Source organism: Labrys sp. 22185 (genome assembly GCF_052045555.1).
Lineage (GTDB): Bacteria > Pseudomonadota > Alphaproteobacteria > Rhizobiales > Labraceae > Labrys > Labrys neptuniae.
Genome location: NZ_JBQEPH010000012.1, coordinates 148671 through 169358 on the forward strand (window position 1 = coordinate 148671; position 20688 = coordinate 169358).

Below are 20688 nucleotides of genomic sequence, written 5' to 3' on the forward strand. Positions count from 1 at the left end.
AGGAATCCAATCATGGCAGCAAAAGACGTCAAATTCTCCTCCGATGCCCGCGAGCGCCTGCTGCGCGGCGTCGACATCCTCGCCAATGCCGTCAAGGTCACCTTGGGTCCGAAGGGACGCAATGTCGTGATCGAGAAGTCGTTCGGCGCGCCCCGCATCACCAAGGACGGCGTCACCGTCGCCAAGGAGATCGAGCTCGAAGACAAGTTCGAAAATCTCGGCGCCCAGCTCCTGCGCGAAGTCGCCTCCAAGACCAATGATCTTGCCGGCGACGGCACCACCACCGCCACGGTCCTCGCCCAGGCCATCGTGCGCGAAGGTGCCAAGGCGGTGGCGGCCGGCTTCAATCCGCTCGATCTCAAGCGCGGCATCGACCTCGCCGTCACGGCCGCGATCAAGGACATCGAAAAGCGCGCCAAGAAGGTGAAGTCGTCCGAGGAAGTGGCCCAGGTCGGCACCATCTCGGCCAATGGCGACAGCTCGATCGGCGCCATCATCGCCACCGCCGTCGACAAGGTCGGCAATGAGGGCGTGATCACCGTCGAGGAAGCCAAGAGCCTGGAGACCGAGCTCGACGTCGTCGAGGGCCTGCAGTTCGACCGTGGCTATCTCTCGCCCTATTTCGTCACCAATGCCGAGAAGCTGGTGGTTGAGTTCGAGGACCCCTACATCCTCATCCACGAAAAGAAGCTGTCTTCGCTCCAGCCCTTGCTGCCCGTGCTCGAAGCGGTGGTGCAGACCGGCAAGCCCCTTTTGATCATCGCCGAAGACGTCGAGGGCGAGGCGCTCGCCACCCTGGTGGTCAACAAGCTGCGCGGCGGGCTGAAGGTCGCCGCCGTCAAGGCACCGGGCTTCGGCGATCGCCGCAAGGCCATCTTGGAGGACATCGCCGTCCTCACCGCCGGGGAGACCATCTCGGAGGATCTCGGCATCAAGCTCGAAAACGTCACGCTCTCCCAGCTCGGGCGCGCCAAGCGCGTGCGCATCGAGAAGGAAAACACCACCGTCGTCGACGGTGCCGGCAAGAAGAAGGACATCAGCGCCCGCGTCGCCCAGATCAAGGCGCAGATCGAGGAGACCACCTCCGACTATGACCGCGAGAAGCTGCAGGAGCGCCTGGCCAAGATCGCCGGCGGCGTCGCGGTGATCCGCGTCGGCGGCTCGACCGAGGTCGAGGTCAAGGAGAAGAAGGATCGGGTCGACGACGCGCTCAACGCCACCCGCGCTGCCGTCGCAGAAGGCATCGTGCCCGGCGGCGGCGTTGCGCTGCTGCGGGCCAAAGCCGCCGTCGCGGAGCTCAGAAGCGAGAACGCCGACGTGCAGTCCGGCATCAACATCGTGCTGAAGGCCCTGGAAGCGCCGATCCGCCAGATCGTCGAGAATGCCGGCGTCGAAGGCTCGATCGTGGTCGGCAAGATCACCGAGAACAAGTCGGCGACCTTCGGCTTCAACGCCCAGACAGAGACCTTCGTCGACCTCCTGGAGGCCGGCATCGTCGATCCGGCCAAGGTGGTGCGCACCGCCCTGCAGGATGCCGCCTCGATCGCCTCGCTGATCGTCACCACCGAGGCCCTGGTGACCGAGCTGCCCAGGGAAAAACCGCCGGTCGGCCCGCCGGGCGGCGGCATCGGCGACTTCTGACGCCGAGATCAGGCAGGCGGATCGCTCCGGCCTTCCGCCTGCCGCGACGCGCCGTCTCCCGGCGCGTCCGCTCCTCTGACTGGAATGAATGGAAGATTACGATGCGGTTCGTTTCCCTGGGCCTCAGACTGAGCCTTGCCGGCGCCCTGTTTGCCCTCGTCCACGGCGCGGCCCTCGCCGACGACGCCGATAAATATGGCGGCACGCTGATCGTCGCCCAGAACGCCGAGATCACCAATCTCGATCCAGGCCGGGAAGGCGGCTGGGAGACCTTTCGCATCGCCCGCCACATCCACGAGCCGCTGGTGACCGAGGACCTGTCGAAATCCGGCGCGGAGGTGAAGGTCCCGCCCCTCAAGCCGGCCCTCGCCGAATCCTGGGAGATCTCGCCGGACGGGCGGATCTACACCTTCCATTTGCGTCGCGGGGTCAAGTTCCATGACGGCACCGATTTCAACGCCGAGGCCGTGGCCTTCAACATCCGTCGCGGCTGGGATCCGAAATTCGAGTTCTACGACAAGATCAGCGCCGCCAACCTCGCCTACACCTATTCCTCGCTCAGCCGGATCGACACGCCTGACGGCCACACTCTCGTCCTCACCTTCGCCGAACCGTTCAGCCCCTTCCTGCGGATGCTCGCCCAGGGCAGCGGCGGTTCGGGCGGTATTGCCAGCCCCGCGGCCATCCGCAAATACGGCAATGACGGCTATGCCGAGCATCCCGTCGGCACCGGTCCCTTCCGCTTCGTCGAACGGGTACGCGGCCAGAAGGTCGAGATCGAGCGCTTCGACGGCTACTGGGGCGACAAGCCCTTCCTCGACCGCATCATCTTCCGGCCGATCATCGATGGCAATGCCCGTGTCGCCGCCCTGGAGACCGGCGAGGTCGACATCATCTCCTGGCCGCCGCGCGACAGCGTGGCCAAGCTGAAGGCGGAGGGCTTCGGCGTCGACAATGTCGACCTGCCTTCGGTCTACTACTACACCTTCAACACCGCCAACGAGACCTTCAAGGATCCGCGCGTGCGCCAGGCGCTCGCCTTGTCGATCGACCGGGCCGCGCTGGCGCGCGACCTTCTCAAGGACACGGCCGGCCCTGCCTATGGCATCCTGAACCCGGGGAGCGATGCCTTCGACCCCTCCTTCCGCGACTATCCCTACGATGTGGAGAAAGCCAGGCAGTTGCTGGCCGAAGCCGGCCATCCCGGCGGCGTCAGCGGCCTCCTGGAGATCTATGCGGGCGGTGAGCCGGTGGCCGAATGGATCCAGCGCGACGCGGCCAAGGCCGGCATCAAGCTCGAAATCCGCTCCTATGACTGGAACAGCTTCCTGGCCCGCAACAAGAAGAACGGCCCCGAGGTTGCCCTGACCTCGATGGAATGGGGCTTTCTCACGCCCTATTGGCTCTACATCGTCGCCCACAGCCAGAGCAGCGGCAATACGGGCAATTACAACAATCCCGCCTTCGACAAGGCCGTCCATGAGGCGATCACCGCCGTCAAGGCCGAGGACATCAGGGACAAATGGCGCGAGGCCAACCGGATCCTGGCCACCGATGTCGGCAAACTGCCGATCTATTACGAGCGCACCCATTATGCCGTGGGCAAGAATGTCGGCGGCTTCGCCACCCCTGCCCAGGATTGGTATGATCTCAGCCATGTCTGGCTGAAGGAAAAGCAATAGGCCGGGGGTGCCGGGATGATCGCCCTCATCGCACGCCGGGCCGCCGCTTCACTGGCTATTCTGGTGCTGGTCACCTTCCTGGTCTTCCTGGTTGTTTATTTCAGCCCGGGAGACCCGGTGGCGATCATGCTCGGCCGCGACGCCTCGGGCGAGACTGCCGACCAGATCCGCCGCGATCTCGGCCTCGACAGGCCCTTCCTCGTCCAGTATGGCGCCTGGCTGTGGGGCCTGCTGGGCGGCCATTTCGGCACCTCCATCACTATGCATGTGCCGGTGCTCGACATCCTCGTCCCCGCCTATGTCAACACCTTCATCCTGGCCCTGGCCAGCCTGGTGATCGCCTTGACCGTCGGCGTCCTGCTCGGCATTCTCTCCGGCCTGCGGGCCGGGGGCTGGTTCGACCGGCTGGCAGCCGCCATCAGCGAGGGCTTGGCGGCGACGCCGGTGTTCTGGCTCGGCATCATGCTGATCTGGCTGGTCTCCAAGCAGCTGCGCTGGCTGCCGTCGTCGGGCATGTACAATCTCAGGGGTTCCCATTCCCTGGCGGACCTTTTCGCCCATCTCGTCCTGCCGGCCTTCTCCGCCGCCGTGCTCGCCATCGCCATCATCATGCGCCTGACGCGCGCCAGCGTCATCGATGCGCTCAATGCCGACTATGCCAGGATGTTCGCCTCGGCCGGCATGTCGACGCCGAGGCTGCTGTTCACCCAGATCGCCCGCAACATCCTGGCACCGATCGTCAGCATCGGCGGGCTGCAATTCGGCACGCTGTTCGGCGGCGTCATCTTCGTGGAGACGGTGTTCGCCTGGCCCGGCCTCAGTGCCCAGCTCTACAACGCCATCACCGCCCATGACATCCCGGTCATCCAGACCGGCGTCCTGATGATTGCCGCGACCTTCATCGTGATCAACCTGATCGTCGACCTCGCTTTGGTCTGGCTCAATCCGCGAGCGAGAGCCTGATGTCGTTCTTCCAGGCCTCAAACGCCCTCGGGGCATCGCCCGCCGAAACCCCGACGCGCCGGCGCCGGATCGATCGCGGCATCATCGGCCTTGCCATCATCGTCGCGGTGGTCGGTCTGGCAGCCCTGGCGCCCTTGATCTCCCCCTATGATCCCGACATCGGCGAAGGCGCCCTCCGGCTCGCACCGCCCGGCACGCCGGGCCATTGGCTCGGGCTCGACGGCCAGGGGCGCGACATCCTCTCCCGCTTGATCTGGGGCGCACGCCTGTCCCTCATCGCCAGCATCGTCCCGGTCGCCATCGCCTTCATCGTCAGCCTTGGCCTGGGCCTCGCCGCCGGCTTTGCGCGCAAGCCTTTGGGTGCGGCGATCATGCGCGGCATCGACGTGCTCTTCGCCTTTCCGATGATCCTTTTTGCGATCGCCATCGCCGCCCTGCTCGGCCCGGGCCTCACCACCATCATCGCCACCATCGCGCTGTCGCTGGTGCCCTATATGACGCGCGTGGTCTATTTCGCCGTGCTGGCGGAAACCGGGCGCGAATATCTGGATGCGGCGCGCCTGCTCGGCGCCGGCCGCTCGGCCATCCTGTTCGGCGAACTCCTGCCCAACGTGCTTTCGCCCGCCATCATCTACGCCACCACGCTGATCGGGCCGATGATCGGCTTTTCCTCAGGCCTCAGCTTTCTCGGCCTCGGCATCCAGCCGCCCTTGGCCGATTGGGGACGGATGACCGTGGACGGCGTCGGCGTGTTCGCCGAGGGCGCGCCGCATGTGGTGATCGCGCCCGGTATCGCCATCATCATCGTCTCGCTGGCCTTCAACTGGCTCGGCAGCGGCCTGCGGAACTGGCTGGATCCTCATCATCACGCGTAATCGCACTCGCTGAAGGAGCGGCCATGTCGATCATTGCCCCCATTGCGCATCACAAGGTTCAGGCGCCACTCGGCTCTCCGGAGCTTTTGCGGCTCGCCGCCCTGCACGTCACCATCACCACGCCCCACCGCACCATCCAGGCCGTCAGGGGCGTCGACCTCGATCTCCAGGCGGGCGAGATTCTCGCTTTGGTCGGTGAGTCCGGCTCGGGAAAGACCATGACGGCGGCCTCCATCGTCGGCCTGCTGCCGCGTCCCGCCGCCCGGATCACGCAAGGCCGCATCCTCTTCCAAGGCCAGGATCTGCTCGCCACCGGCACCCGCGACCGTCAGCGCATCCTGCGCCAGGACATCGCCTTCATCGTGCAGAGTTCCCTGACCTCCCTGAATCCGACATCCACCATCGGGCGCCAGCTTGCCGACATGATCGCCTTCCGCAACGGCCTCGGCCGCAGCCAGGCCCGCCGCGAAGCCGTGCGCTGGCTCGGCGAAGTCGGCATCGACGCGGCGGAGCGCGTCATGGCCTCCTATCCGCACAGGCTGAGCGGCGGCATGCGCCAGCGTGTGCTGATCGCCATGGCGATCAACAGCCGCCCCAAGCTCATCATCGCCGACGAGCCGACGACGGCGCTCGATACCGCCACCCAAAAGCAGATCCTGGCCCTGCTGGCCCGCATCCGCGACAGCTACGGCACCGCCATCCTGCTGATCACCCATGATTTCGGCGTGGTGTCGTTCCTGAGCGACCGCATCGCCGTCATGCAGCACGGACGCATCGTCGAGACCGGGCCGACGGCGCAGGTGCTGGCGGCACCCCAGCATCCTTATACGGCGACACTGATCGACGCTGTGCCGCGCCTCGACCATCCCCTGCCCCGCCCCACGCTCAACGTGATCAGCGAGCAGGATCGGCCGGCCCTCCTTGCCCGCACAGCCGGGCGATAAGCGATGGCGTCATCTCCCATCCTCCAGGTCCGGGGCCTCACCCGCCGCTATGGCGTGCGCACCGGCCTGTTCGGCCCGCTGCACGAAGTCGTTGCCGTCGAGGACGTCGATTTCGCAATCGAACGCGGCGAGATCGTCGGCATCATCGGCGCCTCCGGCTCGGGCAAGTCCACGATCGGGCGCCTGCTGACCGGGCTCGACCAGCCCGACGGCGGGCAGATCCTGTTCGACGGCGCCAGGATCGACGGGCTGTCCGACCAGGCACGCCGCCCGCTGCGCCGCCGTCTCCAACTCGTGCTGCAGGACGCCTCCTCGGCCCTCAATCCGCGCCGGCGCGTGGGCGTCCAGATCGCAACGCCGATGCTGCGGCTGGGCGTCGCCGCCGACCGCGAGGACGCGCACGAGCGCACGGCCGAGCTCCTCCGCCTGGTCGGCCTGGACGCGGATGCCGCGGAGCGCTATCCGCACGAATTCTCCGGCGGGCAGCGTCAGCGCATCAACATCGCCCGCTCGCTCGGTGTCGAGGCCGAATGCCTGATCCTGGACGAGCCCACCTCCGCCCTCGATGTCTCCGTGCAGGCCCAGATCCTGGCGCTGCTGCTCGAGCTCAGGCAGCAGCTCGGCCTGACCTATGTCTTCATCAGCCACAATCTGGCGGTGGTGCAGTCGTTCTGCGATCGCATCCTGGTGCTCGACAAGGGACGCCTGGTGGAAGACCTGTCATCCCGCACTATCACCAGGCAGGCCAGCGCGCCGGCCACCCGGCGCCTGCTGGAGGCAAACCTGTTCTTGTCCCGCGCCCCCGCTGCCGAGCCCTAAATCGAAGCATCCAGCCGGATCTTAGGAGAATGTGCCGTCGGCTCGATCCAAGGCTATCGAGCCGCTTTTGAGGACCGATGCCGCCGGCAGGCTGGATGGAGGTGTGGCGAGACACCCCCATCCGATCGAATTCCGCATGACCCTGCCGGATCAGGCCATACGGCGTTATCCCCTGTAGCTCGCCTCGGCCAAACCGCTTCCTCTAGGCTTCGGCATAAGGCCCCCTGAGCCCGAGCTTTTCCGTAAGGGCCGTGTAGCGGTTGGTGTCCCGCACGAGAGCGGCGCCATAGCGCTGCAGCAGGGTGGTGCGACGGTCGGGATCGGTGGTCGACGACAGCGCTCCCCAGATCGCGGCAAGGGATTCCACCGCCTCGCGCGCCTGGCGCAGGACCGCTTCATCGGCGACGGCGCGGGCAAGCGTGCCACCTGTCACCGCACCGATACCATTGACGGTGCGAGCGCCGGCATTGCGGTAGCCTGGCGGCAAATCGCCCTTCAGATTGGTGACGACGCCGTATTGGATGACGTCGAAGATCTGGTCGACGGCCTGCCTGGCTCCCTCCACCCGCGAGGGATGGTCGGTGTCGGCGGCGGCATGCGGCAAGAGTTCGAGCTTGCCGGAATGCCGGCCTTCGAGCGCGCGATAGGGCACCATCGGGCCCGACAGCGTCCCGTCGGCGGCATTGCGGAAGAGATCGGCGTCGATGCAGGCATAGGAGACCTTGCCCTCGGCAAGCGCCGCATCGAGGGCCTCGGCGTCGACCACTTCGCCTCGATCATAGTTGATGAGCACGGCGCCATCGGCGAGGCGGTTGAGGATATCGCTGCCGATCAGCGACTGGTTGGCGAAGCGTCCGCTCTTGGCATCGACCGGGCCGAGGCCGGTATGCACAGTGAGGACATGAGCACCCTCCGCCGCAGCTTCGGCGGTCGGAGCGTATTCGAAGCCTTCCGACTCGATCCAATCCTTGTGCCGCTCGCGGGCATGGATGGCCACCTGCATGCCAAAGGCGCTGGCGAGCTTGGCGAGCTCGCGGCCGATATTGCCATAGCCGATCACCGCGATGCGCCGCCCTTCCAGCTTTTCGGTCGGGAAGTCGCGCAAATGCTTGCCGGTATCGAACTCGCCGGCGACGACACGCCGGTGCAGTTCGTCGACCTTGAGGTCGGGCGCCACCTTGAGCAGGGCCTTGAAGGCCATCTGGGCCGTTGCCCGGCTGTTGAAGCTCGGCGTGTTCATCAGGGGCGCGTCGCCACCGACGCCACTGCCGCCGCCCCAGGAGACCGAACCCATATTGCCGGTGCCGGCACCGATGCGCACGCCGCCGAGCGGAAACACCGAGTTCTTCGGCAGGAAGGTGGCAGCGGCAATCACCGCATCATACTGACCCTTGTCGGTCTGCGGCAGGATCTCTGCCTCGGTACTGAGATCGGGCTGGTAGAAGAAGTGGATGCGTCCCTTCGCCAGCACTCCTTCGTCCCGGATCGGGCCGAGATGGAAGACGCCGCCCTTCGCCTCGATATAGCGGCGAACTTCCTGGTGATCAGGCTCTCCCTCACCGTCGAAGCGCATGCCGATGAGATCGGCCACCAGCACCTTGTAGGCACGGTTGGGATCGTCGCGCCTGACGCGCTCGCCGCCGGCATCGGCGCTGGCTGGGAAGGTCTCGCCAAGCTTGGCGAGTTCTTCTTCCAGCACCACGATCTTGGCACGCAGATAGGCGTATTCGAGGTTATCGAGCAGCGCATCGATATCTTCCACAGGCCGGATGCCGCCGATCCAGGCGCGATAGTCGCCGGGCGTGCCCGGGAAAGCGTTGACATAGCGGGCAACGTCGAGACCGCGCTCGTGCTCGCCATTGGGATGGGTGAGGCCTTCATAGGCAAGAATCTGCTTGGAACGGGCGATGATGCGGGCGTGGATGGCGGGGTCGGTGATGTCGGCATCCTTGATGCGCAGCAGCGTCACCGCCGCGCCGCGCCGCTCGGGATCGGCGACGCCGAGCTCGAACAGGGGATGGCTGGCTACCCACTGGTTCACGGCGGCGCGGTTGCGCACGGAGCGCTTGTAGAGATCCTGAACCGAGCCAAGGCGCTTTTCCGAGCGCAGCAGGCCGAAGGTGGTCTCGGCAAAGGCGAGGGTGGAATAGGTGTTGATCACGCCGCCCAGCATCTTGTCCTGCGCCGGATCGTAGATCGGCCCGACATTGACGGTCCTCTCGCCCGTGAGGGGGCGCTTGGGGTCGACCGGCGCCACGATCTTGAGCTGGCGCGGTATCGCCCAGGATGGCGACTTCTGGTTCCTCTCGACGAGATCAAGCGCCTGCGGCGTGAAGGAGACGACGAAATAGCCCGAGATGCCACCGATCGCCTTCTGGAACGGCATGAACAGGCAGCATTTGGCAATGACGTTCTTCACCGCCTCCTCGCCCCAGGGCATGGCGCCGAGCATTGAGGTGGCGTCGAGCACGGCATGGTGTTCGGCCGGATTGCGATCGAGCCATTCGAGCAGATTCGCGATGTCCTGGGCGGTATAGGTGGTGGCGCCGGTGGTTTCATGGCCGACGCCGATGAAAAGCTTGGCACCCATCTTTTCGAGGGCGTCGGCGCTGGGAATGGCGCCTTCTTCTTCGGCAAAGTGGATACGGGACTCATCGCCATTGCGGGCATAGCGGTGCATCTCGATGAGCTGCGCGCCCCAGGACTGGCGGAAGAAACCGCCCGCCTTGGCAGCTTCGGACTCCGGCCGGAGCGTGTCGACGTAAACATGCTGGCCGGGATCGCCGGCGGTCACGAGGTGGAGGGCGCAGACCGTGAAGCCGCTATGGCCACCGCCGAGTCCCACCGCCATCTTGTTCGCCTTGGGGAACTCGAAATAGCGATGGATCTCCCGCATCATGTCGGTCAGGAACTTGTCGGCGGGATAGCCCCGATGCATGCTCCGTCCAACCTCGGCCGTGGTGAAGGGCCCGAGATCGCCGCCCTGGTCATCGAGCTTTCGATAGTTCTTTTCGAGCCAGCGATCGAATTCGAAACGCAGGAGGCGCGCATCCACCTCATCCAGTGTGCCGTCGGTGATCGGTCCAACGCCGAAGAAGGGATTGGAGGTGCGCGCCGGCGGCCCCGAACGCGTCAGTTCGAGAGTCTTGTCGCGTTGTGCCTTCAGCGTCTGGGCATTCGCCATCGGTCGGCGTCTCCTGTTCGAGTGGAAAAGGCTTCTTGATGCCTGATGATAGCCGGCGCTCGCCGCCGCAAATATCGCGGGGCCGACTCAACATTCACCTTGCTGCGCATTTCAGCGCGGGGCATGGCAGGCGCGCGATGTCGCATTGAGCGGCGCTGGTGCTGATCCGCGCGGGATTGCCGCCCCTTCGCACACCCGTGGCCAAGAAGACTTTCACCGCGACCGTGAGCGAGATTCAGGGCAGGACCGGCCTGGACGTCGAGGCGCTGCTCGGCGAGATACCGGGCAGCCGGTCACTGCCATCGCGGTAGCGCGAGGCTGGAACAGCCGTCGAAAGCTTGCCGATCATAGCCCGCCTGGCCGCCTCATAGGCGTCGAAAAGCTCGCTGTCCTGAAGAGAGGGGATGGTCGCGAACTCGCCCCGGTCAAGGCCGGTGAGAGCTACATCGACAAGGTCCTCGCTACGCATGACCATCTCGCCCGGCAACTGCTCGATCGGGCGCCCGGTAATCGCCCAGAAGTCGGTAGCGGTGCCGCCCGGAAGCACGACCTGCACGATGACGCCTGTCCCCGCGAGCTCGTGCTGAAGGTTCTGGCTAAAGGCAAGGACGAACGCCTTGCTGCCGCCATAGACACCGTTCAGAGCCTCTGGATTGACGGCAACGATCGAGGCGATGTTGATGATCGTGCCGGCTCCGCGCGCGATGAATTGCGGCACGACCGCATAGGTCAAACGGGTGAGCGCCGTGACGTTGAGCGAAATCAGCGAGGTCATCTGGTCGACGTCGGAGTTGACCAGCTTCAGCGCCCCACCGAGACCGGCATTGTTGACGAGCAAGGTGACGTCCGGCGTATCTCGAAGAAACGCTTCGACCTGGGCAAGATCCGCGGCATTCGCGAGATCGGCCGGCAGGATGTCTACCTTGCTGCCGGTCTTCGCGCGGATCCGCTCGGCAACCCGCGCCAGTTTGTCCGCGCTCCGTGCGATCAGGACGAGGTCATATCCCCGTTCCGCAAGGCGATCGGCATAAACAGCCCCGATTCCACTCGATGCGCCGGTGACGATGGCGGTTCCCATTGTCTCTGACATCTACATATCTCCTCATCGGTGCACAGATATCAAGTTCCTTCGATGTCTGGCGGCAAAGGGAAACCTAATGGTTCCGCATTTGGCGCGGCAGCTGTTGAGAATGGAAACCAGCCTCTCCGAAAAGCGAAAGGTCAGCCATCGTCCAACCAAGGGATGCGGCAATGCCACGGTTCCTGGTTTTGCCTTGTCCCCGACTATCTCGCCGTTCCGGTCATCGCCCGCGGCGTGTCTACTTGCGATGTCGAACGAGCGGTATGTTTATACAATGTGCGATCGGCGCCGCGGATCAGGCCGGTTCCGTCAACATTGGGGAGTGGCCCTATGGACCGTCTCGATGCGATGCAGGTCTTGCTGGCGGTTGTCGATGCCGGCAGTTTGTCGGCAGGTAGCCGCAAGCTGAATGCCCCGCTGCCGAGTGTCAGCCGGAAGGTCGCCGAACTCGAGCGCCATCTGGGTACGCGCCTTCTGGTTCGGACCAGCCGGAACATCCAGCTCACCGACACGGGCCGCGACTATGTCGATGCCGCCCGTCAGATTATCGCGCAGATAGAGGATGCCGAATTGCGGGCGTCAGGCGAGTATGAAACGCCCAGAGGCACGCTGACGGTCACGGTACCGATCACATTCGGCCACGACCACGTGCTGCCGTTTGCCTTCGACTTCATGTGCGAGCATCCCGAGATCACGCTGAACATTCTCTCTCTCGATCGCGTCGTGAACCTCATCGACGAACATGTCGATGTCGGCGTCCGCCTGGGCGAACTCGCCGACAGCTCATATTATGCGGTCAAGGTCGGCGACTTCGACTTTGTGACCTGTGCCAGCCCGGAATATCTGGCACGCAGGGGGCGTCCATCGAGCCCGGAAGACCTTGCCGCCCACGACGGCGCCGTCTTCGGCCAGATCACCGAACCAGGCTGGATCTATCAGCGCGAAGGCCGCAGGTTGGAAGGAAAGCCAAATGTCCGCATTCGCGCCAATACGGCCACGGCTACCCTGACCGCCGCCTTGCGCAGCATCGGAATCGTGCGTCTCCCCCGCTACCAGGTTGCCGGCGAACTGCAATCGGGGGCCCTGGTCGCGGTACTGGACGACTATGAGAGCCCCTCATTTCCTGTCCATCTGATTTATGTCCGCCAGGGACTATTGCCCCTGAAGGTGCGCGTGTTCATCGATTGGATAGCGCCACGCTTGAAGCGCAAGCTGAAGGACCTCGGCGCGTTCAAGCCGAATTGAGATCGACCCAGCCGCTGGATTGTTGCTGGCCCGAGCGACATAAAAACCCGCCCCCAAGGTTTTCCGCATATCGGCACTTGAGAGGCTGCCTATCGTTTTGGCTGCCTGCCGCAGACTTCAAGTCTCCTCCAAGTATCGCTCACTACCGCATACAACAACAGGAGACTACCTATGACTGCCAAGACTCTCTTCACTGCACATGTTCACACGGTTGGCGGCCGCGAGGGCTGGACGAAGAGTTCGGACGGCCAGCTCGACGTCAAGCTGTCGGTGCCCGGCTCGAACCGTCCCGGCACAAATCCGGAGCAGCTTTTCGCAGCGGGCTGGTCCGCCTGCTTTGAGGGCGCGCTCGGGCATGCTGCTAGGGAACGGGGCATCAGGCTTCCGACAGAAACCGCGGTCGATGCCGAGGTGAACCTGTCGCTCGATGAAGCGGAAGGCTATTTCCTGACCGCTCACCTCAACGTCAGCATTCCCGGCGTCGCCGACGACATCGCCCAGCAGCTGATCGATCGGGCCCACGAGACCTGCCCCTATTCGAAGATGACCCGCGGCGGCATCGCCGCCAGCGTCGCACTCACCATCCCTGCCTAATCCGAATGAACAGGCCCGGTGCATGTGCAGGTACGTGCGCCGGGCCAAGAGGACGCGGCACGGGTTTTCCATCGTTCCTGCCAGCGTCGCAGCTGGAGAGATATCGTCTCTCCAAATCCTCCCTTTTTCTTCTAACCCTTTGTTTTATCGCATTTTTATCGAGAAGCCCCAAGGCTCCGTTGAAAAATGTTCCAGGAGAATTGCCATGCCCACCTCCCATCCCCTGATTGACCGCAGGAGCTTTGTCGCTTCTGCTGTGGCCGGAACCATCGGCACGATGCTTCCGGCCCTGATTTCCACCGCGACCGCATCCCCCTCGAGCCTCGCCAATGTATCGTCCGGAGCTACCGCTGCCGGCCATAAGACGATCGGTGACGGTTCGATCCAGCCGTTTCGCTATCGCGCAACCGACGCGGAACTCGCCGACCTGAAGCGCCGGATCAAAGCCACCAAATGGCCAGAGCAGGAAAACGATCCGTCACAGGGTGTCGCTCTTTCCACCATGCAGAAGCTCGCCGACTATTGGGCGAACAAGCATGACTGGCGACGCGCCGAAGCACGGATCAACAGCTATCCCAATTTCATCACCAATATTGACGGCGTCGATATTCATTTCATCCAGGTGAAGTCGAGGCACGCCAACGCGTTGCCGATCATCGTCACGCATGGTTGGCCCGGATCGATCATCGAGCAGTTGAAGATCATCGACCCGCTTACCAATCCAACCGCTTATGGCGGCAGCCCTGCCGATGCTTTCGACGTGGTGATCCCGTCATTGCCGGGCTATGGCTTTTCCGGCAAGCCAACCGTCAATGGCTGGGATCCGCAGCATATCGCCCGCGCCTGGGCGGTATTGATGCAGCGGCTGGGTTATACGCACTATGTCGCGCAGGGCGGTGATTGGGGTAACGCCGTGACCGAACAGATGGCGCTTCAGCGCCCCGCCGGTCTCCTCGCGATCCACACCAACATGCCCGCGGCCATTCCCCCGCAGATCGCTGCACTGATCCCGAACGGCCCGGAGCCGCCCGACTTGAATGGCGAGGAAAAACATGCCTGGGACCAGCTCGTCGATTTCTATTCGCACGGACTCGGCTACGCGCAGGAAATGGCAGGCCGTCCGCAGACACTCTATGCGTTGACGGACTCGCCGGTCGGCCTTGCCGCCTGGGTCATCGACCACGACATCCGCAGCTATAACCTGATCGCGCGCGTCTTCGATGGCGCCAGGGAAGGCCTGACGAAGGACGATATCGTCGACAACATCACGCTCTACTGGCTGACCAATACAGCGGTATCCTCGGCCCGGCTCTATCGCGAAAGCAAGCTCGCCTTCTTCGCACCCAAGGGGGTGTCGCTGCCGGCCGGCGTCAGCGCCTTTCGTGACGAGATCTATCAGGCACCGGAAAGCTGGACGCGCAAGGCCTATCAGAACCTGGTCTTCTACAAGCGCCATGAGGAAGGCACGCATTTCGCGGCCTGGGAGCAGCCTGAGGCTCTGACGGAAGACCTGCGCGCGACGTTCCGCATAATCCGGTGAGGTGTTCGCCCCCATGAAGGCCCAGTCTCGCTGCCAGCTCGAGGCGGCGAGGCTGCCGGGAGTCTGCCGTATGCCCGTGATCCATCTCCGTCGGCCGAGGTTGCCCACGAGCAGCATCTTGCCGGTCTCGTCCGTCTTGGAACCAGCCGGCAAAAACCGTTCGGCAATGGTGCGATCCCATCGAAACCGCCACCCGGACGCCGCGGAGCCTTTGGATTGGCTAATGCTTTAGCCTCGACGCACCCGGCATCCACTCAGGAAAAGTCGCGCGCAATAACGTGCCCGCGCGGCGATCTCCTCGCGGCCGGGCGGCGAGCGCAGACCCAGCATGATGGCGCGCTGCGGCTCCATGATCATCATGCCGCGCAGCATGCCGACCGCAGTCTCCGGGTCTTCGATCTCGATTTCACCGAGATCGTGCTGCCGCCTGAGCCATGCTGCCATGGTCTGGCTGGTGGGACGTAGAGCCAATTCGTAGAACGCGGTGGCGATCTCAGGGAAGCGGTCGCATTCGGCCATGACGAGGCGAAGGCTGGAGACCGTCTCCTCATCGAAGGTCAACGCGCCATAACCGATGAGAATATGTTCGAGAGCGGCGTCGATCGGCAGCTTTTCGAGCCGCTCTTCGTCCAGGTCCAGATAGAAGCGCGAGATCCGTGCCGCGATGACGCTGCGGAACAGATCGGCCTTGGTCGGGATCAGGCGGTACATGGTCTTGGTGGAGACCCCGGCCCGTTCGGCAACCCGCCCCATGCTGGCACCGGCATAGCCCTGGCCATGGAATTCATGGCGTGCCGCCTCGACGATTACCTGCCTGGTTTCGGCATCCGGCCGGACCTGGGGGCGCCCGCGCTGGCGTCTGGGCGTTTCCGAATTTAGGACCATAACCATTTTCCAAATTCTATTGACAACGCGAACGGTTGAGATTAATTAGGAAAATAACAATTTTCCTAAAGTGGAGCAAGCCCGTTATGGCGGCTCCGGCGGGAAAGGACCCGATCATGAGCAAGCATGAAGTCATCGTCACCGGCGAGAAGACCGCCCCCCCGGCCGAGACTATCCCCGGCATGGAACTGGTGAACGAGCCATCCCTCCCCGTTGCATCCAAGCCCACAAGAAAAGCACGCCCGATGCGCTGGCTGCTGCTGGCGGGCGTCGCCCTCGCCGCTTTCGCGGGAGCCGCACATTATGGCTGGGATTATTGGACCTTGGGCCGCTTCCTGGTCACCACCGACGACGCCTATGTCAAGGCCGACAGCACCACCATCGCGCCCAAGGTATCCGGCTATATCGCAGCGGTGCTGGTCAACGACAACCAACCCGTGAAGGCAGGCGAAGTGCTGGCCCGCATCGATGACCGCGACTTCAGGGTCGCTCTCGAACAAGCCAAAGCGCAGGTTGCGGCCGCCAAGGCCACCATCGCCAACAAGCAGGCAGCCCTGGTGGCCGAACAGGCTGAAATCGATGCGGCTCAGGCAACGGTCACGGTCGACCTTGCCAACCAGACTTTCGCCGAGCAGGAAGACAAGCGCTATGCCGAACTCGCCCAGAAGGGATTCGGCAGCGTCCAGAATGCCCAGCAGGCCGCCTCTCGCATTGCTGCCGCCCGTGCTGCGGTCACGCGCGACACCGCCGTGCTTGCCAGGGCAACCAAGCAGCTCGACGTTAACCGCGCCGAACTCACCCAGGCTGAAGCGGCGCTCGCCGGGGCCGAAGCCACGCAGGATCAGGCCGAACTGAACCTCTCCTATACCAATCTCCTCGCTCCTATCGACGGTTTCGTCGGCAACCGCACCTTGCGGGTGGGCCAATATGTCCAGGCCGGTACACAACTGATGGCGGTGGTTCCCAGCCATGAGGCCTACATCGTCGCCAATTACAAGGAAACGCAGCTTACGGACGTCAAGGCGGGACAGCCGGTCGAAGTTGAAGTGGACACGTTCCCCGGGCAGATCTTCAAGGGCCATGTCGACAGCCTTTCGCCTGCGAGCGGCCAGGAGTTCGCCTTGCTGCCGCCGGACAATGCCACCGGCAATTTCACCAAGGTGGTGCAGCGCATTCCGGTAAAGATCGTGCTGGACGAAGCCAGTGCGCCATCGGTCGTGCTCCGCCCCGGCATGTCTGTCTATCCCTCGATCGACACCAGGGCCACGGCAACGCGGGTCGCCTCGGCAAGTGCTGCCGCCACCAACTGAGATTCCCCTCACAAGAAAGCCATGGCAGGAGGCTGCGATGTCATCATCGGCCCAGACCGTTCGGCTCGGTTCTCCCATTCCCACCCCTATCGCCGCCAAGCCCGCCGACAAGGCCAGCACGACCGCCTGGATCGCAGTGCTTGCCGCCATGATCGGCGCTTTCATGGCGATCCTCAACATCCAGATCACCAACGCCTCGCTGCTCGACATCGAGGGCGGCATCGGCACCGGCGTGGACAACGGGGCCTGGATCTCGACCTCCTATCTGATCGGCGAGATCGTGGTCATTCCCCTGACCGACTATCTCAGCCGTGTGTTTTCGTTCCGGCGCTACATGCTGACCAATATCGTGCTGTTCGCCCTGTTCTCGGCCGCCTGCGCCTTCGCGCATGATCTCGGCACCATGATCGCACTGCGTGGCCTGCAGGGTTTCGCCGGCGGCGTGCTGATCCCGATGGCCTTCACCATGGTCCTGACCCGCTTGCCCAAGGGCCAGCAGCCGATCGGCCTTGCCATGTTCGCCCTGTCGGTCACCTTCGCGCCCGCGATCGGCCCGACCATCGGCGGCTATCTCACCGAGAATTACGGCTGGCAGACCATCTTCTTCGTCAACGCGCCGCCGAGCCTGATCATGTTCGTCGCGCTCTACTTCACCCTGGAAAAGAAGCCGATGCAGCTCTCGCTCCTCAAGGAGGGCGACTGGGCAGGCATCGTCACGATGGCGATCGGGCTTGCAGCGCTGCAGACCGTGCTCGAGGAGGGCAACAAGGATGATTGGTTCCAGTCGTCCTTCATCGTCAAGCTCGCCTTGACGGCGGCGCTGTTCCTGAGCGCCTTCATCGTCATCGAACTGACCGTCAAAAAGCCTCTGGTCAAGTTGCGCCTTCTCGTGCAACGCAATTTCGGCATCGGCATTGTGGTCAACGTGCTGGTCGGGGTAGCGCTATTCGGCACCGTCTACATCCTGCCGCAATATCTGGGCCAGGTGCAGCGCTACAATGCCGAGCAGATCGGTCTGGTGCTGGCCTGGACCGGCCTGCCGCAGCTCCTCATCATTCCGTTCGTGCCGTTGCTGCTCAAGCATTTCGACGTGCGCTTCATCGCTTTCGTCGGCATCAGCATTTTCGCGGCAAGCGCCTTCATGAATGTCAACCTGTCACCCGACAATGCCGGCGACCAGTTCTTCCTGCCCAACATCGTGCGCGCTATCGGCCAGGCCCTGGTGCTGACGCCGATCAGCGTGATCACCACGGCAGGAATCGCGCCAAGTGATGCCGGTGCCGCTTCGGGCCTATCCAACATGCTGCGCAATCTGGGCGGTGCCGTCGGCACGGCCACACTGGGAACGGTGCTCACCAAGCGCGAGCAGTTTCACTCCAACATCATCGGGCAGTCGGTCACGCTCGTGCGCGACGAGGTGCGTGATCGGATCGATCACCTGATCCAGTATTTCATGGCGCATGGCGTAACCGATGCGGCCCTTGCCCAGCACAAGGCCATCGGCGTGATCGGCGCAACCGTCCATCGCCAGGCACTCATCCTAGGCTTCGGCGACACGTTCGCCGTGATCGGGACCGTGCTGGCGCTCGCGGCACTCGCCGTATTGTTCACCCGCAAGATCCAGGCCGGCAATGGCGGCGGCGGAGCCCATTGAGCGAGAGTGATCTCAAGCATCCGGACACCGCCTCAAAAGCCAATCCCGAACAAAGCATTGACCGCCTAGATTGGCTCATCTAGCGTTCAAGATCACCTGTGAATGCAGTGCCGCTTGAAAGGCAAGTTTGCTGGCTAAGAGCAGGTTGCCCCATTCTCGTGTGATGGAGTCTTGCGCAATAATGACAAGCGATCGACCAATCCATATTGGGGTGCTGTTCTCGAAAACGGGTTGGACCGCGGCAACCGAGCGCAGCATGCTGTCCGCAACCAAATTCGCCATCGACGAGATCAACGAAACAGGGGGCATAAACGGGCGAGAGCTCGTTCCGATCTATGGCGACCCTGAGGGAAAGCCGTCAGCATATCAGGATATGGCCCGAGAACTCTTGTCAGAAAGGAAGGCAAGCATCATCCTTGGATGCTATACTTCCAGCCAGCGCAAGGCTGTCTTGAGCGTCCTGGACAGAGAGCATGGATTGTTGTGCTATCCAGCGCAATATGAAGGTTTCGAATATTCAAGGAATATCGTTTATTTCGGCGCAGTTCCCAATCAGAACAGTTTCTTCTTGGGATCTTATCTTCTGGAGAACTTCACGCCGAGACTGTACATCGTCGGTTCGGATTATGTGTGGCCGCGTGAATCCGGGAGGATCATGGCGGATCTTATCAGCTCCCGCGACGGCGAGATCGTGGGCCAGCGCTACCTTCGAGAAGAGGCGTCATTCGAAGAGTTCGACGCCCTGATCAAGGACATGAAAAGCCGCAAACCGGATATCGTGTTCAACAATTTCGTCGGCAATTCGAATGTGAAATTCTACCAGGCCTATGCCGACAACGGCCTCGACGCCTACCAGATGCCGGTGGCAAGCTTGACGACCAGCGAAACCGACATCCGGGAGATTGGCATCGGTGCGGCATCTGGCCATATTACCGCTGCCACCTATTTCCAGTCGCAAACCAACGCGGCAAACAGATCGTGTCTCCAGCGGTATCAGGCCGCGCATGGCGAGCAGCCAAATGCGAACATGGGCTGGGAGGCCGCCTACACCCAGGCCCATGTGGTCGCGCAGGCGATGCGGCAGTGCGATTCCGACAACGTCAATCTCGTACGTGCGCAAATCCTCGGTTCGACCTTCGACGCGCCGCAGGGTGTGATCGCCATCGACCCGTTGAATTCCCACGCGCATGTCTGGCCCAAGATCGGAGTCGTGCGGGAGGATGGGCAGTTCGACATCGTTGCCGAGACCAGCCACGCCGTGCCGCCAGACCCTTATCGGGCTGCCTATTTCCTGGATGACGAGGACACGCCATTGCAGCCCCCCGACCTGCCGAAAACGCTTCGCGCCGACTTTTTCGGCACTCAGGAGTGATCCAGTGATGCCTGAGAGGCCCCACGTGCTTCGGCAGGCAAGCCGCTCGCGACAAACGGATGCCGGTGAGAGGATCTGATCATGCGGGGTTCCCATTCCTCCAGTGGCAAGGACAGGGACCAGATGGTTTCAGTCAAGGACTTGCGATCCTTGCGTGTCCTGCTCGTCCAGCCGAAGAACAGCGAAGGCGCGGCTCTACGGTCTCATTTGATGCGGATCGGCTGTCATGTGGAAGAAATCTGGCCTCCGCCGAGCACTTTCGAGAACATCGATATCGTTTTCGCAATGTTCGACCAGATCATCGAACACAAGCTGACGTTCGAATGGCAAGCCGACGATCCCCCTGCGGTCCTGATCGGGGTCATCGATTATGAAAATCCCCTCGCGATCGACAGGCTGCTGCGAATTCGAGCGAATGCGGTCATCGGACTGCCGATCCGCCCCTTCGGCATTCTCACCAATCTCCTGGTGACCGTGAATAATTTCCGGCGCGAAAAGCGGCTTTGCGCCAACCTGGACCGCATACAGGCCAAGCTCGAAACCTGCCGCACGATCGAACGCGCCAAGCTTGCGATGATGCTTACGAACAGCCGCTCTGAGCAGGAGGCCTATGGCATGCTGCGCCAGTTGGCGATGAAACGGCGAACCACGGTGGAGGTCGTTTCCGGGGAAATTCTGAACGCTCTCGACTGGTGCGACGAGGACATGCCGACATCCCCCTAGAGAAAAATGGCTTTTCTCCGAATCGTCATTTTTTCCCAACTCTTTGTTTTGGCGCGTTTTCCTAATCGAAAAACCTATCGGCTTTTCTGGAAAGCGCTCTGGGGAATGGTGCGCTCCCGACCTTCCACGGCGGATAAGGACGAGGCCGGTTCCGTTCTGACGATATCCACGGAAGA

At 63.1% G+C, this 20688-nt stretch carries 16 protein-coding genes; 13 read left to right on the plus strand and 3 right to left on the minus strand.

Annotated elements, in window-relative coordinates:
• Positions 1-12 precede the first annotated feature (12 nt).
• The 6 genes from groL to ACTJKX_RS22460 all read left to right on the plus strand — a co-directional run bounded on the left by groL (position 13) and on the right by ACTJKX_RS22460 (position 6924).
• On the plus strand, positions 13-1641 hold the full coding sequence (gene groL / locus ACTJKX_RS22435) for a chaperonin GroEL (RefSeq protein ID WP_394312870.1): 1629 nt from the start codon (positions 13-15) through the stop codon (positions 1639-1641).
• Positions 1642-1742: 101 nt separating this feature from the next.
• The gene (locus ACTJKX_RS22440; RefSeq protein ID WP_440726571.1) at positions 1743-3323 is read left to right on the plus strand and encodes an ABC transporter substrate-binding protein; all 1581 of its coding nucleotides are present in this window, start codon (positions 1743-1745) and stop codon (positions 3321-3323) included.
• Positions 3324-3338: 15 nt separating this feature from the next.
• The gene (locus ACTJKX_RS22445) at positions 3339-4286 is read left to right on the plus strand and encodes an ABC transporter permease (protein WP_440726572.1); all 948 of its coding nucleotides are present in this window, start codon (positions 3339-3341) and stop codon (positions 4284-4286) included.
• A complete protein-coding gene (locus tag ACTJKX_RS22450) occupies positions 4286-5161 on the plus strand; it encodes an ABC transporter permease (protein ID WP_440726573.1) in 876 nt (291 codons plus the stop codon). The genes ACTJKX_RS22445 and ACTJKX_RS22450 overlap by 1 nt, the downstream gene beginning before the upstream one ends.
• Before the next feature lie 23 nt (positions 5162-5184).
• Complete coding sequence (locus tag ACTJKX_RS22455; RefSeq protein WP_440726574.1) at positions 5185-6105, plus strand: ABC transporter ATP-binding protein; 921 nt, start codon at positions 5185-5187, stop codon at positions 6103-6105.
• 3 nt (positions 6106-6108) lie between these two features.
• Positions 6109-6924 (plus strand): ABC transporter ATP-binding protein, encoded by an 816-nt coding sequence (locus ACTJKX_RS22460; protein WP_440726575.1) that lies wholly within the window; start codon positions 6109-6111, stop codon positions 6922-6924.
• Between the two features lie 202 nt (positions 6925-7126).
• Here the strand turns inward: ACTJKX_RS22460 and ACTJKX_RS22465 are convergent, their stop codons facing one another.
• Together ACTJKX_RS22465 and ACTJKX_RS22470 are read right to left on the minus strand one after the other, a co-directional pair.
• Entirely contained in the window at positions 7127-10108 is a 2982-nt protein-coding gene (locus ACTJKX_RS22465; protein ID WP_440726576.1) for an NAD(P)-dependent oxidoreductase, read from the minus strand.
• A 235-nt stretch (positions 10109-10343) separates the two neighbouring features.
• Positions 10344-11198, minus strand: coding sequence for an SDR family NAD(P)-dependent oxidoreductase (locus tag ACTJKX_RS22470; RefSeq protein WP_440726577.1), 855 nt, complete (start codon positions 11196-11198; stop codon positions 10344-10346).
• A gap of 321 nt (positions 11199-11519) precedes the next feature.
• On the opposite strand from ACTJKX_RS22470, the gene ACTJKX_RS22475 reads away from it, so the two are divergent.
• From ACTJKX_RS22475 to ACTJKX_RS22485, 3 genes are all read left to right on the plus strand, one after another.
• On the plus strand, positions 11520-12434 hold the full coding sequence (locus ACTJKX_RS22475; protein ID WP_440726578.1) for a LysR family transcriptional regulator: 915 nt from the start codon (positions 11520-11522) through the stop codon (positions 12432-12434).
• A 171-nt stretch (positions 12435-12605) separates the two neighbouring features.
• Entirely contained in the window at positions 12606-13028 is a 423-nt protein-coding gene (locus ACTJKX_RS22480) for an organic hydroperoxide resistance protein (protein WP_367626574.1), read from the plus strand.
• A 205-nt stretch (positions 13029-13233) separates the two neighbouring features.
• A complete protein-coding gene (locus ACTJKX_RS22485) occupies positions 13234-14568 on the plus strand; it encodes an epoxide hydrolase family protein (protein WP_440726607.1) in 1335 nt (444 codons plus the stop codon).
• A 228-nt stretch (positions 14569-14796) separates the two neighbouring features.
• Here ACTJKX_RS22485 and ACTJKX_RS22490 read toward each other — a convergent pair whose 3' ends face one another.
• Complete coding sequence (locus tag ACTJKX_RS22490) at positions 14797-15453, minus strand: TetR/AcrR family transcriptional regulator (protein WP_367626573.1); 657 nt, start codon at positions 15451-15453, stop codon at positions 14797-14799.
• Between the two features lie 116 nt (positions 15454-15569).
• On the opposite strand from ACTJKX_RS22490, the gene ACTJKX_RS22495 reads away from it, so the two are divergent.
• From ACTJKX_RS22495 to ACTJKX_RS22510, 4 genes are all read left to right on the plus strand, one after another.
• The gene (locus tag ACTJKX_RS22495; RefSeq protein ID WP_440726579.1) at positions 15570-16763 is read left to right on the plus strand and encodes an HlyD family secretion protein; all 1194 of its coding nucleotides are present in this window, start codon (positions 15570-15572) and stop codon (positions 16761-16763) included.
• 37 nt (positions 16764-16800) lie between these two features.
• The gene (locus tag ACTJKX_RS22500) at positions 16801-18417 is read left to right on the plus strand and encodes a DHA2 family efflux MFS transporter permease subunit (RefSeq protein WP_440726580.1); all 1617 of its coding nucleotides are present in this window, start codon (positions 16801-16803) and stop codon (positions 18415-18417) included.
• Between the two features lie 181 nt (positions 18418-18598).
• Complete coding sequence (locus ACTJKX_RS22505; RefSeq protein WP_440726581.1) at positions 18599-19789, plus strand: transporter substrate-binding domain-containing protein; 1191 nt, start codon at positions 18599-18601, stop codon at positions 19787-19789.
• Between the two features lie 81 nt (positions 19790-19870).
• Positions 19871-20512, plus strand: a complete 642-nt coding sequence (locus ACTJKX_RS22510; RefSeq protein ID WP_440726582.1) for an ANTAR domain-containing response regulator — start codon at positions 19871-19873, stop codon at positions 20510-20512.
• The last annotated feature ends 176 nt before the right edge of the window (positions 20513-20688 follow it).

Coding starts and splice junctions, on each gene's coding strand:
- groL (WP_394312870.1), top strand. CDS start 13: ATGGCAGCAAAAGACGTCAAATTCTCCTCCGATGCCCGCGAGCGCCTG.
- ACTJKX_RS22440 (WP_440726571.1), top strand. CDS start 1,743: ATGCGGTTCGTTTCCCTGGGCCTCAGACTGAGCCTTGCCGGCGCCCTG.
- ACTJKX_RS22445 (WP_440726572.1), top strand. CDS start 3,339: ATGATCGCCCTCATCGCACGCCGGGCCGCCGCTTCACTGGCTATTCTG.
- ACTJKX_RS22450 (WP_440726573.1), top strand. CDS start 4,286: ATGTCGTTCTTCCAGGCCTCAAACGCCCTCGGGGCATCGCCCGCCGAA.
- ACTJKX_RS22455 (WP_440726574.1), top strand. CDS start 5,185: ATGTCGATCATTGCCCCCATTGCGCATCACAAGGTTCAGGCGCCACTC.
- ACTJKX_RS22460 (WP_440726575.1), top strand. CDS start 6,109: ATGGCGTCATCTCCCATCCTCCAGGTCCGGGGCCTCACCCGCCGCTAT.
- ACTJKX_RS22465 (WP_440726576.1), bottom strand. CDS start 10,108: ATGGCGAATGCCCAGACGCTGAAGGCACAACGCGACAAGACTCTCGAA.
- ACTJKX_RS22470 (WP_440726577.1), bottom strand. CDS start 11,198: ATGTCAGAGACAATGGGAACCGCCATCGTCACCGGCGCATCGAGTGGA.
- ACTJKX_RS22475 (WP_440726578.1), top strand. CDS start 11,520: ATGGACCGTCTCGATGCGATGCAGGTCTTGCTGGCGGTTGTCGATGCC.
- ACTJKX_RS22480 (WP_367626574.1), top strand. CDS start 12,606: ATGACTGCCAAGACTCTCTTCACTGCACATGTTCACACGGTTGGCGGC.
- ACTJKX_RS22485 (WP_440726607.1), top strand. CDS start 13,234: ATGCCCACCTCCCATCCCCTGATTGACCGCAGGAGCTTTGTCGCTTCT.
- ACTJKX_RS22490 (WP_367626573.1), bottom strand. CDS start 15,453: ATGGTCCTAAATTCGGAAACGCCCAGACGCCAGCGCGGGCGCCCCCAG.
- ACTJKX_RS22495 (WP_440726579.1), top strand. CDS start 15,570: ATGAGCAAGCATGAAGTCATCGTCACCGGCGAGAAGACCGCCCCCCCG.
- ACTJKX_RS22500 (WP_440726580.1), top strand. CDS start 16,801: ATGTCATCATCGGCCCAGACCGTTCGGCTCGGTTCTCCCATTCCCACC.
- ACTJKX_RS22505 (WP_440726581.1), top strand. CDS start 18,599: ATGACAAGCGATCGACCAATCCATATTGGGGTGCTGTTCTCGAAAACG.
- ACTJKX_RS22510 (WP_440726582.1), top strand. CDS start 19,871: ATGCGGGGTTCCCATTCCTCCAGTGGCAAGGACAGGGACCAGATGGTT.